Origin of the sequence: Rahnella sp. CJA17(1/100), from assembly GCF_963881615.1 — a bacterium.
Lineage (GTDB): Bacteria > Pseudomonadota > Gammaproteobacteria > Enterobacterales > Enterobacteriaceae > Rahnella > Rahnella aceris.
In genome coordinates this window covers 1-14639 of record NZ_CAWOJA010000033.1, presented here as the reverse complement: position 1 = coordinate 14639, position 14639 = coordinate 1, and the positions used below count along the sequence as shown (strand labels likewise).

The 14639-nt window shown below is 53.1% G+C and carries 14 protein-coding genes; 2 read left to right on the top strand and 12 right to left on the bottom strand.

The window, feature by feature from the left end; genetic code table 11:
* Positions 1 to 51: 51 nt before the first annotated feature.
* On the top strand, positions 52 to 369 hold the full coding sequence (locus AACU55_RS14815; RefSeq protein WP_015690029.1) for a HigA family addiction module antitoxin: 318 nt from the start codon (positions 52 to 54) through the stop codon (positions 367 to 369).
* Positions 370 to 483: 114 nt separating this feature from the next.
* Here the strand turns inward: AACU55_RS14815 and AACU55_RS14810 are convergent, their stop codons facing one another.
* The 8 genes from AACU55_RS14810 to chaB form a co-directional block, all read right to left on the bottom strand.
* The gene (locus tag AACU55_RS14810; protein ID WP_037034414.1) at positions 484 to 2061 is read right to left on the bottom strand and encodes an ABC transporter substrate-binding protein; all 1578 of its coding nucleotides are present in this window, start codon (positions 2059 to 2061) and stop codon (positions 484 to 486) included.
* 142 nt (positions 2062 to 2203) lie between these two features.
* Positions 2204 to 2881 (bottom strand): ABC transporter ATP-binding protein, encoded by a 678-nt coding sequence (locus AACU55_RS14805; RefSeq protein WP_015690031.1) that lies wholly within the window; start codon positions 2879 to 2881, stop codon positions 2204 to 2206.
* Positions 2874 to 3698: an ABC transporter ATP-binding protein gene (locus AACU55_RS14800; RefSeq protein WP_223509804.1), complete on the bottom strand. Its 825-nt coding sequence runs from the start codon at positions 3696 to 3698 to the stop codon at positions 2874 to 2876. The genes AACU55_RS14805 and AACU55_RS14800 overlap by 8 nt, the downstream gene beginning before the upstream one ends.
* 49 nt (positions 3699 to 3747) lie before the next feature.
* Positions 3748 to 4626, bottom strand: a complete 879-nt coding sequence (locus AACU55_RS14795; protein ID WP_013575758.1) for an ABC transporter permease — start codon at positions 4624 to 4626, stop codon at positions 3748 to 3750.
* Between the two features lie 5 nt (positions 4627 to 4631).
* A complete protein-coding gene (locus tag AACU55_RS14790) occupies positions 4632 to 5684 on the bottom strand; it encodes an ABC transporter permease (protein ID WP_037034417.1) in 1053 nt (350 codons plus the stop codon).
* Entirely contained in the window at positions 5684 to 7252 is a 1569-nt protein-coding gene (locus AACU55_RS14785; protein WP_013575760.1) for an ABC transporter substrate-binding protein, read from the bottom strand. Before AACU55_RS14785 ends, AACU55_RS14790 begins: the two co-directional genes overlap by 1 nt.
* A gap of 285 nt (positions 7253 to 7537) precedes the next feature.
* The gene (locus AACU55_RS14780) at positions 7538 to 8227 is read right to left on the bottom strand and encodes a gamma-glutamylcyclotransferase (protein WP_013575761.1); all 690 of its coding nucleotides are present in this window, start codon (positions 8225 to 8227) and stop codon (positions 7538 to 7540) included.
* Between the two features lie 350 nt (positions 8228 to 8577).
* On the bottom strand, positions 8578 to 8811 hold the full coding sequence (gene chaB / locus AACU55_RS14775; RefSeq protein ID WP_013575762.1) for a putative cation transport regulator ChaB: 234 nt from the start codon (positions 8809 to 8811) through the stop codon (positions 8578 to 8580).
* Positions 8812 to 9282: 471 nt separating this feature from the next.
* Between chaB and chaA the strand changes: the two genes are divergently transcribed.
* Positions 9283 to 10383, top strand: a complete 1101-nt coding sequence (gene chaA / locus AACU55_RS14770) for a sodium-potassium/proton antiporter ChaA (protein ID WP_013575763.1) — start codon at positions 9283 to 9285, stop codon at positions 10381 to 10383.
* A 117-nt stretch (positions 10384 to 10500) separates the two neighbouring features.
* On the opposite strand, the gene phoH is transcribed toward chaA, so the two are convergent.
* The 4 genes from phoH to efeB all read right to left on the bottom strand — a co-directional run bounded on the left by phoH (position 10501) and on the right by efeB (position 14564).
* Entirely contained in the window at positions 10501 to 11289 is a 789-nt protein-coding gene (phoH, locus tag AACU55_RS14765) for a phosphate starvation-inducible protein PhoH (RefSeq protein ID WP_013575764.1), read from the bottom strand.
* 63 nt (positions 11290 to 11352) lie between these two features.
* Positions 11353 to 11766 (bottom strand): hypothetical protein, encoded by a 414-nt coding sequence (locus tag AACU55_RS14760; protein WP_126124939.1) that lies wholly within the window; start codon positions 11764 to 11766, stop codon positions 11353 to 11355.
* A gap of 183 nt (positions 11767 to 11949) precedes the next feature.
* On the bottom strand, positions 11950 to 13098 hold the full coding sequence (locus AACU55_RS14755; RefSeq protein ID WP_134705627.1) for an N-acetylmuramoyl-L-alanine amidase: 1149 nt from the start codon (positions 13096 to 13098) through the stop codon (positions 11950 to 11952).
* Between the two features lie 170 nt (positions 13099 to 13268).
* On the bottom strand, positions 13269 to 14564 hold the full coding sequence (gene efeB / locus AACU55_RS14750) for an iron uptake transporter deferrochelatase/peroxidase subunit (RefSeq protein WP_037034421.1): 1296 nt from the start codon (positions 14562 to 14564) through the stop codon (positions 13269 to 13271).
* Between the last annotated feature and the right edge of the window lie 75 nt (positions 14565 to 14639).

The window sequence follows — 14639 nt, the reverse complement described above, 5'->3', positions numbered from 1 at the left end:
ATGAGCATATTCGCTTTGATGTTAATGAAGACATACCAGAAGGAACATCGTATGGCTGTGACCACACGTAAACCCGCTACCGTTGGTGATATTTTACTTTACGAATTTCTCGAGCCTGCAGGCCTGCGGATCAACGATCTCGCCGACATGCTGAATGTTCACCGCAATACCATCAGCGCGCTGGTGAATAACAACCGCAAACTGACCGTTGATATTGCCTTCCGGCTGGCAAAGACATTTGAGACCTCTGTCGAGTTTTGGTTAAACCTGCAAACCAATGTCGATATTTGGGAAGTGCGCAATAACCCGCGCCTGATGGATGACATTAACAAAGTCGCCCATCTGAAAGATTTTATGAAAAAGTCATGAAAATCCTGCAGCAGACAAGCCTCAATGGCGCGTTCAGGAACCTGCTGACAGGAGCGACCCCGAGACCGGTGGCCCGGGGTCATGACTTGAGAAGAAGGGATGATAAAGCCCCTCTTATTCCTTACTCACCGTATCCAGATACAACTGGCTCCCCGCCACATTCTGGCTCGCACCTTTCACGTTATCGCGGATGGCCACCAGCAACTTGCTTTGCAACGCCACCACAAAGGGTGAGTTTTTCTGCAACTCACGCTGCAAATCTGCATACAGCGCCTTGCGTTTGGTCGGGTCAGATTCCGCCGCCGCTGCGCGGGTTTGTTTGCTGATTTCCGGGATCACCCACTGAATACGCTGCGCCAGTGTTTTCGGGCCGTTCGGCACGTTATAGGCAAAGGTACTGGCGTTGGTGTTCGGGTCGAGGTAATCCGCACCCCAGTAAGTGAAGATCGACTGGAATTTATGCGCGCGCATGCGGGTCAGCACATCGCTTTCCACCAACGGATGCACCACTAAATTGATATCGGCTTTGGCAAAGCTGGCCTGCAACGCCTGCGCGATATCGGAATAAGGTGGCTGGTTAATCACGATTAAATCGATTTTAGTCCCCGGTGCAATGCCGCCTTTGCTGAGAATGGCTTTGGCTTTCGCTACGTCGTATTTGAACGGCTGATCGTCAATGGCACCGGCTAAACCGTCCGGCAGGAAAGTCTGATGAATGCCGTACTGGCCTTTGAGCAGATCGGTTGAAATACCCTGGTAATCTACCAGCCAGCGGGCAGCCTCCCAGAGTGCGGGATTCGCCAGCGCCGGTTGGGTGGTATCGCCGACGTTAAACGCCAGATAGAACACTTTCGCCGCCGGGAACTGGGCGACATGTACACCCTTTTCTTTTTGCAGCGAGCTGAACTGATCCGCACCTAAATCGTATGCCACGTCAGCATCACCATTAAGTACCAGCAGACGGCGGGTAGAAGGATCACCGACATTTTTAAAGAGGACGTTTTCCAGCTTCGCCAGCGGTTTGGCATTCGGGTTACGTTTGAAGATTAGCGCTTCGTGAGGCACATAGTTACGCACTTCAAAGGCACCGCTGCCTGCTGAACGTGAACGCAGCCAGCTGTTGCCGAAATCGTTCTGATCGACATGTTCTTTCAACAGCTTGCTGTCAACAATGCCTGCCACCGGCGCGGATAAAATGCTCAGCACCAGACCACTGCCGATATCCGCAGGCCAGCTCAGTTGCACTTTATCGTCCGACAGTTTTTTCAGATTGCCGTCGACATTTTCTGGTGTCCAGCCCAGTTCGCCGAGAATAAACGACGGGCTTTTATTGAGTTTGACCACGCGACTAAAGGAATAAATCACGTCGTCAGCGGTCAGCGGATTGCCGCTGGCAAACTTCTGCCCCGGCTTAAGGGTGAAAATCAGGCTGTGCGCGTCAGGCCCTGGCTGCCAGCTGGCGGCGGCGTCCGGGTCGAGTTGATCGGGGTGCTGACGGTTTGAAACCACCAGTTGCTGATACAGGTTAACCAGATTGCCGGAACTGACGGTTTCAAAACTCTCCGCCGGATCCAGGCTGATAATACCTTCGAGCGAACCGGCTACCACCAGCGTATCCGCAGGTGTCGCCGCATCCACACGGGTTGCCGCCATCATGAGCAGAAATAACAGGGAAGGAACACGTACTTTCATTGAGGTCGATCTCCACAGGTGAAAAGACAGTTTTTCCGAGTGTAGAGGTGCAGCGGCAAGGCCCGAACAATGAAATAAAGCTTTGTTATTTAATTAATTAGATTAAGCATTTCCCAGCTCCCTCCCCTGCGAAGGGGAAGGACTACGTCAAGACGTAACCCTTCGCCATATGCACCGCACGATCACACATATGGTCAATCACATCCGCATCGTGGCTGACCAGAATCATGGTCAGGTCGCTGCTGGCTTTCAGGTCGTTGAGTAAATTGAGAATTTCCGCCTGTACAGACATATCGAGGGCAGACGTCGGTTCATCAAGCAGCAGCAGTTTCGGTTTGAGCAGGAGTGCGCGGACAATTGCCACGCGCTGACGCTGGCCACCGGAAAGCTGATGCGGATAGCGGTTCATCAGCGCCGGATCCAGCCCGACCTGGCGAAAACCTTCGGCAATTTTCTGTTCGATATCCTGCTCTTTGAGGATTTTCAGCGGCTCTGCCAGCGTGCGCAGCAGCTTGTGTTTCGGGTGCAGCGAGGCATAAGGGTCCTGAAAAACCATCTGCACGTCGCGGCGCAGGCTACCGGTAAAAGGTTTACCGGGTTTCACCTGATGATCAAGCAACGTCAGGCTGCCGTCCCAGTGTCCGTTCAGGCCCGCCAGCACCCACAGCAGCGAGGATTTACCGCAACCGGACGGCCCGACCAGCCCGAAGCATTCGCCTTTGTTGATAGTCAGGTTGACGTTATGTACCACCGTGCGGGTTTCGTAACCCTGACGATGCGACACGCTCAGCTGATGCAGTTCAGCAATAATCTCACTCATGGCGCGGCTCCTGTTTTAAAGAGGCCAGCAGCGCGCGATCCAGCACCGGCAGGCGTTCACCGTGGGTAAATTTGCTCGGACGGCATGACCAGAGTGTATGCGTATAAGGATGTGTAGCGTTCGCCAGCTGATCGGCTGCAAGCTCATCGAGCAGTTCGCCTTTGTACATCACCAGCACACGTTCACAATAGCGGGCGACCTGTTGCAGGTCGTGACTGATGAGGATCAGCCCCATATTTCGCTGTTCGACTAAACGCTCAATCAGCCCCAGAACCTGCTCACGCATGTCGAAATCCAGCGCGGAAGTGGGTTCGTCGGCAATCAGCCATTGTGGATCGTTGATCAGTGCAATCGCCAGCATCACGCGCTGCCCCATCCCGCCGGAAAGTTGATGCGGATACTGCTGTTGCAGGAAAGCCGGATTCGGCAGACCGACCGCATTCAGCATCTCGGTGACCTTTTCCTGACGCTCCTTGCGGCCAAGACGGGTGTGCAAACGCAGCGGTTCTTCCACCTGTTTGCCGATTTTCTGCGTCGGATTCAGCGCATGTTTCGGATCCTGCATGACCATCGATACGCGGTTACCGCGAAGCGTGCTCCACTCACGTTCTTTGAGTGTGGTCAGATCGTTATCACCCAGCGTCAGTTGTGACGCGCGCAGCTTGCACGGATGTGGCAGCAACCCCATCAGCGCGCGGGCGGTCAGGGATTTGCCGGATCCGGACTCGCCGACCAGCGCCACACGTTCCTGTCCGACGCTGAATGACAGGGATTTCACCAGTTCCAGCGGACGTTCACCCGGCAGGTAAATGGTCATATCTTTCGCGACCAGTTGGTCGCTATTTGATTTGTCTTTATATAAAAAGTCAGTTGCCATGTCGTGGATCCATTTTGTCACGCAGGCCATCGCCCAGCAGATTGAAAGCCAGGCTGGCGAAAAGAATCGCCCCGCCCGGTGCAGCGGCGACCCACCACTGATCGAAAATGACTTTGCTGCCTTCGGCAACCATCGAGCCCCATTCAGCCGTCGGTGGCTGAATGCCCATGCCGAGAAAGCCCAGACCGGCAGAGGCCAGAATGATGCCGCCGAGGCTGAGCGCCGCCCGCACCACGGCGCTGGGCAGGCACAGCGGCAAAATGTGGCCGAACATCAGTCGCAACCCGCCGATGCCCTGCATGCGTGCCGCCGCCAGATAATCGCTGCGGCGAAGTGCCAGTGTCTCGGCCCTCGCCTGTCGCGCAAACGGCGGCCAGCTGGTGAAAGCCAGAGCCAGTGCACCGTTCATCAGACCGGGGCCGAGAATAGCCACCAGCGCCAGCGCCATGACCAGACTGGGCAAGGACATCACAATATCGGTCAGTCGCATCACAATGCGTTCATACCAGCCGCCAATGTAACCGGCGCTGATACCGATCAGCAGGCCAACCGGAATGGTCAGTACCAGGATCAGTGACACCAGCAACAGCGTCGGGCGCGCGCCATACACCACACGCGAGAGCAAATCACGGCCAAAACCGTCGGTGCCCAGCCAGTGGGTTTCCGATGGCGGCAGCAGACGCAGCTCGATGTGTTGAATGTTCGGGTCAAACGGCGCCAGCCACGGTGCGAGCAGCGCGGTCAGTACCAGAATAGCGACCAGCACCAGCCCCACGGAAAACGTGGTGATGCGCCGGGCCGGTTTCCAGACGGAGGTTTCGGCTTCCGCCTCAACCTGCGTGGGTTGTTCAGGGATCATTTGAGTCATAGAAACTACCGGGTTCGCGGATCGAGCAGATAAGTAAGGGCGTCAGCCAGCGCATTAAGCAGCACAAAGCAGGTGCCGATCAGCAGCGTAGCGCCAAGAATTGCCGGGGTATCCGCGGCGAACAGCGCGGTGGTCAGATAACGTCCAACGCCCGGCCAGGCAAACACCGTTTCCGTCAGCACCGCCCCTTCCAGCAGGCTGGCGTAGGAAAGCGTCAGCACGGTGATCAGCGTGCCGAGCACATTCGGGAAAACGTGACACAGCAATACACGTACCCTGCCCGCGCCTTTCGAGCGCGCCAGAATCACATATTCTTTGTTCATTTCGCCGAGCATCGACGCACGCAGAAGGCGCGTAATGCCCGCCATCGACAACATCGCCAGCACCGTTACCGGCAACCATAAGTGGCTGATGGCGTTGTAGAACATTTCACGGTCGCCGGAAAGCCAGGTATCAATCAGCACAAAACCGGTGCGCGGCGTCATGGTGTACATATACAGGTCATCAAGCCGTCCCGGCCCGCCCGCCCAATGCAGCACCGCGTAAAACAGCAAAAGGCCGAGCAGGCTCAGCCAGAAAATCGGTACAGAATAACCGAGCAGCGACACCATTCTCGCAACGTTATCCAGCCAGCTTCCCGGTTTCCACACCGCCAGCAGCGCCAGCAGAATGCCGAGTGTGCCGCCAAGCAGGATCGCACAGGTCGCCAGTTCGACCGTTGCCGGGAAGGTGCGCATCAAATCGCTGGCGACCGGCTGCGCGGTGATGCGGGAGATACCCATATCGCCGTGCGCCAGACTTTCCAGATAACGGACAAACTGCACCGGCACCGACTGATCGAGACCTAAATCGCGGCGCACCTGCGCATAGGTGGCTTCGCTGGCGTGATCGCCCGCCACCTGCAATGTCGGGTCAATCGGGGCGAGATGGGAAAGCGTAAAAGTAAACGCCAGCAGGCCGAGCAATGTCAGCGCCAGCGAAATCACGCCAGTCAGCAAACGGCCTGACCAGCGCCAACCCTGCCGGACGAATCCGGCGGGTGTTGAACTGTCTGTCATTACTTGGTGACCTTGCTGTAGAAGACCATGTCAGGGTTGATGCCCTGCACGTAACCTTTGATGTTGTCGCGTACGGCAATCAGGCTTTTCGCTTGCAGGCCAATCACGAACGGTGAGTTTTTCTGTACTTCCAGTTGCAACTGACGGTAATCCGCCACGCGTTTGGCCTGATCCGGTTCCGCAATCGCGGCCAGTGTCAGTTTATTGAGCGCCGGAATGGACCAGTTCGCCCGCCATGCCAGCGTTTTGCTGCCATCTTCCGGGTTGAAAGCAAACGCCGAAGCGTTAGTGTTCGGGTCAAAGTAATCCGGTCCCCACGAAGACATATACGCATCGTAATTGTGTGATTTCACTTTGGTGGAGATCTGCGAGCTTAAACCCGGATCCAGTTTCACCGTTACGCCGCCCTGCGCGAAGCTGGCCTGCAACGCCTGGGCGATGTCCAGGTACGGCGGCTGATTGGCGGTAGACAGCGTGAAGCTGACGTTGGTCAGCCCGGCTTTTGCCAGAATCGCTTTGGCTTTCGCCGGATCATAGGTGTATGGCGTGTCATTCAGCGCGCCCAGATAACCTTCCGGCAGGAAGGCCTGATGCACCTGGAACTGATCTTTCATCAGGTCGTGCGCAATGTGGTTGTAATCGAACAGGTAACGGGCCGCTTCCCAGAACGCAGGATTACCCAACGCCGGAGAAGCTTTGGCGTTGAACTGCATGAAGTACAGCGAGGCATACGGGATCGCCAGAGGCTTAACGCCTTTTTTGCCGGCGAGTGCGGCCATCTGGTCAGAACCGAGATTACGCGCCATATCGGCATCCCCCTGCTCGATCAGCAAGCGGCGTGCGGCAGGATCCGGGACGTTTTTGATCAGAATGGTTTTCAGCTTCGGCGCGCCTTCCGGCGAAGTCGGATTCGCAGACAGAATCACCACTTCATGCGGAATGTAGTTGCGGATCTGATACGGGCCGGAACCGGCAGAATGGTTGCTCAGCCACTGATGACCCAGGTCGTCAGCAGTGGCGTTAGCTTTCACCAGTTTGCTGTCAACGATAGAAGATACCGGCGCCGACAGCAGGCTCAACACGAATGACGGGCTGACATCGGCGGTCCAGCTGACTTTCACATGCTGATCATCGATTTTAGTCAGGAAGGTATCGACATTTTTATCGGTCCAGCCCAGTTGCGTCAGAATGAACGAAGGTTCGAGATTCAGCTTCACCACACGCGATAACGAGAAAATCACATCATCGGCTGTCAGCGGATTGCCGCTGGCAAAGGTGGCTTTCGGTGACAGCGTGAAGGTCAGGCTGCGGTTATCTTTACCTGTTTCCCAGGAGGCCGCCAGCGTCGGTTTTAAATCGATCGGGTTGTTCGGGTCAGACTGCACCAGACGCTGATAAATATTATTGAAAGCCTGAACCGTGGTCAGTTCGAAGCCCTGCGCCGGATCAAAACTGGAGGTGTCATCAATGGATTGCGCGATAACCAAAGTATCCGGCGGCGTGGCAGCCTGCGCAGAGAAAGTAGCCGCAATAGCCGTAAACAGGACGGACGGTAATAAAGCTTTCATCAGGTCAGACTCTCCAAGGTAGCGAAATTGCTAAAGTTTTGTTGAGTGTAAAGTTTCTTCAACCTACCAGAAAGTCTGATAAATACTATCGTTATGCGAATTTTGCATAACGTTATCTGATTGGTTATTAAAGCGTCGGAATGCGGTCTGGCGGGGGATTGTTACTGTACAAATCACAGGGAAATACCCGCTGAAGGGATGTGGGAATGAATAGCACGTAAACCAGGGGGGTGTTAAGGGAAGCGGGCTGCACGGAAGACCCCGCACAGCCCGGAGATGCGGGTCTTAGCTCAGCCCCGGCACATCAAAACCGGGAGAAACGGACAACAGCATTCGTACCTGTTTGACCAGTTCACTCATGCAGTCATCACGCATGCCGTAGTTGTTCAGCTCTTTTTCCAGGGCAAACAGATATTGTGCATTGGTTCCGAGCGGGCCGCTGGCCTGCGCAATCAGTGGCGCGATAACCTGATAATCGGTATCGGCCTCATATTGCGGGTGCGAGGGATCCATAATGAACACCAGCGCCGTCACCTTGCGGCCATCGTCGAGATTCAGTTCGCACCAGGTCGGACGATAACAGCCGGTCAGCATTTCACGCTTCCACAGCAATTCGAGTTCATCGAGAAGTGTGTCTTCCGGCAGACGGAACGCCAGACCGGTGGTTTTTCCGCCATCCCGCAGCGCCAGCATGCGGCCAGGTTGCGCATGGGTGCCACGCCCGGAGGTCAGGCGTAAACAGAAGGCACGATGATAACCGTGCAATGTGGCGGGTCGCGCCTCTTCCGAGTCAAAAACCGGGTTCCACATCAGTGAACCGTAACCAAAAATCCAGACCGGGCTGTTGTCGGGGCGACGCGCCAGCGTGCAGCTCAGAGAGGCTGCGCGCTGTTCAGGGGTCAGTAGCATCGACTCATCAATGCTGCCGAATGCTGTTTTGCAATCTGCGTTACGCAGGAAATCTCGAGTTAACATTCATTCCCCCTTCGGTACGACTTACTTTTGAACATGCCATGCTGTTAACGCTGTGTTCTCCGTTATCGTGAGTTTCATTTAATAACGCTATCGGACAGTTTTCGCCTGAGCTTCAGGCCACGGGGCAAATTTATTAGGAAGTTTCGTATACCCCTGCTGAATGAAACCTTATTCGTTTCTTTCGTTGCAATCAAGGTTGAGAGCGATCACAAAACGAAAATAAAGTGATTATTTTATGAACATTGCATGAATGTTGATATTTAGGGAGGGAATAAAACAAAAACAGCGGGAACCCGGAGGCCGGGCAGACCTTCTGGCAGGCGCGGGATCGCCCTCACCTGCCATTCATATCAGGATTTCTTAGGATGCCACTTATCGTCATCTCCTTTTTTATACCCATGTTTCACAGCGGCCCAGGCAACTTTATGCGCTGTTTCCTCACGCGAGTCATCGCCCTGCCGGTCTTTAGGTTTTTTATACTCATCCCAGGCGCTGTTAAACGCTTCCTTATAGATATCCTGCGCATGGGCAGGAAGCACATTGCGCACGGATTCAGGCAACGCTGAGCGGTTCTGATAAGGCATAGTCGTCTCCTTTTTCATAGCGTTCATCGCATTGATATTTTTTATGTGCGGCGTCTGCGCACAGGATAAAGTCTAGCTGCTACCCTCAAAGGACGCTGCCAGATTATTCTCGTTATCGGGCCGCTGACTGCACATTTCCTCCATTAAATTGTGTGGGTATCCTGATGATTTACATAAACTGAAGCATAATCGCCATATTACTACAATAGCGATATAATGCATTGTTTTTAAATGACTTAATATTTTAACAAAACGAATTATTAGGGTGTTTATTGCTGGTTAATTCAGATTATTCCCTGATAAACAATTGATATGTCATTTTTTATGCATTAACAATGACTTTATCCTGTTAATAGATTAATTTATCTACTATACTTAACAGGTTAGACCTTTATGCTGCCAGGCATTTTTCTGACAACTGACAGACAGGCGGTTGTTATTACGTGAGCGTTTATAAGGAGAATAATCATCATGGTGTCTTCACAGGAACATCCAAAAATCAAAACCCGCCATCAGGAATACTCCCTGGTTTTTCCCATCGCTGCACTTATCGTTCTCATCCTCTGGGGCAACAGCAGTAACTTTGCCTCGGTTGTCGGTATCAATTTAATCGCGCTGGTCGGTATCCTCGCCAGCGCCTTCAGCGTGGTGCGTCATGCCGACGTACTGGCACATCGTCTTGGCGAACCTTACGGGTCGTTGATCCTCAGCCTTTCAGTGGTCATCCTCGAAGTCAGCCTGATTTCGGCCCTGATGGCGACCGGCGACGCCGCCCCCGCGCTGATGCGTGACACGTTGTTCTCGATCATCATGATTGTTACCGCCGGTCTGGTTGGCGTTGCCCTGCTGTTGGGCGGGCGCAAATTTGCGACACAATATGTGAATCTCGGTGGGATCAAACAGTACCTGATGGCGATATTCCCGCTGGCGGTGATTGTGCTGGTGCTGCCTGCCGCATTGCCGGCGGGCAATTTCTCGACGCTACAGGCGTTGTTTGTCGCGATGATTTCAGCCGCCATGTACGGCGTATTTTTGCTTATCCAGACCAAGACCCATCAGAGCCTGTTTATTTACGAGCATGAAGATGAAGGCGAAGAAGACGGACACGGAAAACCGTCTTCGAAAAGTAACCTGACGCATACGCTCTGGCTGATTGTCCATCTGGTGCTGGTTATCGCAGTGACCAAGTTCAACGCCAATCCGCTGGAAAGCCTGCTGACCGAACTGAATGCTCCTGCGCAGTTCACCGGCTTCCTGGTCGCGTTACTGATCCTTTCACCGGAAGGTCTGGGCGCACTGAAAGCGGTACTGAAAAATCAGGTACAGCGCGCCATGAATTTGTTCTTCGGCTCCGTGCTGGCGACGATTTCACTGACCGTACCGGCGGTGACCGTCATCGCCACCCTGACAGGTCAGGATCTGATTTTCGGCCTGGATCCGGCGAATATTGTGGTGATGCTGGCGGTGCTGATCTTGTGCCAGATTTCATTCTCCACCGGCCGTACCAATGTATTAAACGGTACCGCGCATCTGGCCCTCTTCTGCGCCTACATGATGCTAATTATGCTTTAAATATTCATCCTTCGGGTTGCCGCCCTGATACAACCCAAATGATTTTGATTGAATGAAGAATGATAAAAAGAAAGGCCGCTCAACTGAGCGGCCTTTTTCATGGGAGGGATGGGAGAATTAAGAGTAGGCGTGGAGAGTGCGTTTACACAGCTCTGAACGCACGCAGTCCTCTTTGCCAAATTCAATGATGCCAATCATCTCGTCTTCTTCGAAGCGAGACATTGCATCGCTGAGCCCCGATACTACGCCGCGTGGTAAATCGCACTGGGTAATATCACCGTTAACAATCACCGTCACATTTTCACCGAGACGGGTCAGGAACATTTTCATCTGGCTGGCCGTGACATTCTGCGCTTCGTCCAGAATAACCACCGCATTTTCGAAAGTACGCCCGCGCATATAAGCGAATGGCGCAATTTCAACCTTCCCTATTTCCGGTCGCAAACAATATTGCAGGAATGATGAACCCAGACGACGTAACAGAATGTCGTAGACCGGACGGAAATAAGGCGCGAACTTCTCAGAAATATCACCGGGCAGGAAACCGAGATCTTCATCGGCTTGCAATACCGGGCGCGTCACAATAATCCTGTCGATTTCTTTGTGAATTAATGCCTCTGCCGCTTTCGCAGCGCTGATAAATGTTTTGCCGCAACCGGCTTCACCGGTGGCAAAAATTAACTGCTTATTCTCTATGGCTGATAAGTAATGACCTTGAGCTTCAGTACGCGCTTCGATGACGGACGTATCGCGGGAGTCGCGAGCCATGCCGATCGATTCCAAACCGCCCATCTGTACTAATGACGTCACAGATTCTTCCTCGCGCTGGCGGTGACTACGTGAATCACTACGAATAACACGTTTTGCTTCACGACGAGCTTTGATCACTGCTTTCTGTCTTCCCATAGTGGCACCTTACAGTTTGATTCACTTAACGCTAAGGCATAATGCCCGCACGGTTATGTTTCACTAACAAATGAGGTTTTGGTCTCCTTTTAGACCAAGTGGAGCCAATGAATAACGTGAAGAGGAAAAGAAACCAAAGGGATTAACGGAAAGTCTTTTGGTTGTTTTCTGTTCACGAGGAGGCATTGTCAAAAGTGTCAATAATGACAAACCGCTGACCCATACAATGAAAATTCCAGAATAAAAGCCAGTGATATTCACATCATTTTGGTAAACATTTACGGGGTCAGTTAAAGAACAGGGTTGAGGTTGAGTGGATGATATTTTTTGCAGCAAGCGGTAGGAAAAAGCTGAAAGTAAAGGTTGAAATATTAGAGAGTCGGAAGCCTGGCCCTCGTTTGCATTTAAGCGACAACAACGAGTGAATGAGAGAAGTGTGTTATTTTCGATCAACAGCCCAAACATGGACTTTACCATTCGCGCTCCCCGCAGTGTTATTAACGGCACCTGCCGTACACCTCGTGAAAACTACCGCTTATAAATGTCAGTATAATGACAGCTGAAACATTTGCGTTACCAAAATGTAAAAAAGTTTGTGGCTGACGTCAATAGGATCATGAGGATCTTTTTCAGATCCTCTTTAATCGTGCTGAATTTCTCTCAGCCCAGCAGATTATTTTTCTTTTCATTGATGAAGTAACTGTTAATGCCTTCCGCCAGCGCATGCGCCATTTTCTCCTGAAACACCGGCTCACCCAGTAATTTTTCTTCCTGTTTATTGGTGATGAAGGATGTCTCCACCAGCGCGGAAGGAATTCGCGGGGATTTCAGTACCGCAAATCCCGCCTGTTCAGGATGCGGACTGTGCATGTGATGCACTTTACTAATAGTTGCCGCCAGATGATGGCCAAAATTCAGGCTGCGATGAATGGTTTCGTGCTGGTCGAGATCAAACAGCGTTTCTTTAAGGTATTGATCGTCGGTTTTAAAATCGTTGTCATACAACACATCTGCGCTGTTTTCGCTTTGCGACAAATAGCGCGCCATCGCACTGCCCGCGCCGTGTTCAGACAGCGCGAAAACCGACGCACCGGAGACCTGATCGTTGGTAAAACCGTCGGCATGAATTGAGATAAACAGATCTGCCTCATGCTGATGCGCCAGGCTGACGCGGTGATATAGCGGAATAAATACGTCATCCTGGCGCGTCAGCACCGCCTGAATACCGTGCTGTTGATCAAGCAAGGTTTGCAGTCGTTTGGCAATGTGCAACACCACGTGTTTTTCATACGTGCCTTCGTTGCCGATCGCGCCCGGATCCTTTCCGCCATGCCCCGGATCAATCATCACCAGCAGCGGTTTCTTTGCCCGAGGTGCAGCGGTGGTGACGGGCAAAATCGCGGCATCAGGGCTTTCTCCGGATATCGTCACGTTCAGCACACCGTTTTCCGTGCTGCGCGTAATCTGCGGTTTACCGTTTACCTGCAACACAATGCGCGCCACTTGCGGGCTGAAGTGAGCAATCCTCCCCTCTTTTATCCACGAAAATTTCTGCCTGACCACCGTCAGCGCATGCTCCAGTTCCGGTGGAAATGACGCCATCGGCATATCAATCACCACTCTTTCCGGCGCACTGAGCATAAACACCCGGCTGTATTTATCCGCCGCCGGTAACGCCAGGTGAATCTGACTGGCGTCTGATGTCATGGTAATGCGCACGGCTTTTTGGGCGGCATACAGGCGTGGTGCCGTCAGGGAAAGTCCGATGCCAAAGATCAGTAATTTTCTGCGGGCATGGTTGATGGTCATAACAGTCTCGGAGCAGGCATCGTAATAAATCAGTTTGACGATTTATCATCATGACATTGCTGAGATTTTTTGGGATGCAGCGGAGTATGAACAGGCGGTGAATTGCGTAACGAAGCGTAAAAAGGATTTCTGGATTGAGCTTCTCCCCCTTCGCAGGGGGAGGAGCAATGTTACGCTTCGATTAACGATTGACCGAGATAGTGGCTTTCATCTTTATTCCCCGGCAGCGTGAAGAAAAAGCCGCCGCCATTCGGACGGATATACTCTTCAAGCGCTTCGCCATTCAGGCGTTTCTGTACGGTCAGGAAACCTTTTTCCAGGTCATGCTGATAACAGACAAAAATCAGCCCCATTTCCAGTTGCCCGGAATGGGTCACGCCAAGCGAATAGCTGTAGCCACGGCGCAGCATCAGGTTTTCATCGGTGGCTTTGGTACGCGGATTCGCCAGACGGATATGCGAATCAAGGCGGATGGTCTTACCTTCCGGGTCTTTTTCGTAATCCGGCACATCGTGCTCCTTTTCCATCCCCAAAGGTGCGCCGGTGGCTTTGTTACGCCCGAAAATAGACTGTTGCTCCTGCAACGGCGTACGGTCCCAGGATTCCACCTTGAACGGGATCAGACGAGTGGCCTGATAACTGCCGCCAAGCGTCCACGCCGGTTCGCCCTGACCGGCGGTGACCCAGACGGTTTTATCCATCAGTGGTGTGTCTTTCGAGTCAGGATTCGCCGTGCCGTCTTTAAAGCCCAGCAGGTTAATCGGCGTTTCTTTGCCCTGACTGCGCGCTGCGTGGGACGAAATAAAGCCGTCACGACGCCAGCGCACGCTGAGTAAATCCGGTGTGTACTTGATGATGTCACGCAACGCATGCACCACCGTATCGTTGTTGTTGGCACAGATTTGCAGTGACAGGTCACCGTGACAGAGTGTGGCATCCAGTGAATCATTCGGGAAACGCGTCATGCGCTGCAATTTCAGCGGCTTATGCGGCGCTAATCCAAAGCGCTCATCGAACAGGGAATCCCCCACCGACAGCGTCATGGTCAGGTTATCCGGGTAGATTTCTGCACCCATCACGCCGGAATCCATCGGCGGGAATTTCGGATCCATTGAAGGTGCGGTGCCACCCTTGGTCAGGAAGGCAAACCGTGAATCAAGGAGACGGAAAAGACGCTCCAGATCGGCTTTGTTGGTGGCCAGCACGTCAAAGGAAACCAGCATCATCGACGCCTGTTGTGGCGTTAAAATCCCTGCCTGATGCTCGCCGTAATAAGGTTGCCTGCCCCAGCGTTCGTCCGGGGAAACCGTGCCTGGCGTGTACTCTTTTTTTGCGCCGGGTGTTTTCTCAGCCTGCGCCGTGACAGCACCGCCCAGGGCAAATGCCCCGCCTAACAATCCCACACCTTTCAGTAAACTGCGGCGGGAAGAAGAAACGTCGTTCTGATTATCGTTTTTGTGACTCATTGCTATGCCTCGGGAATTTAAAAGCTCCCTCCCCTGCGAAGGGGAGGGTTGGGGTGGGGTATTACGGTCAAAAAC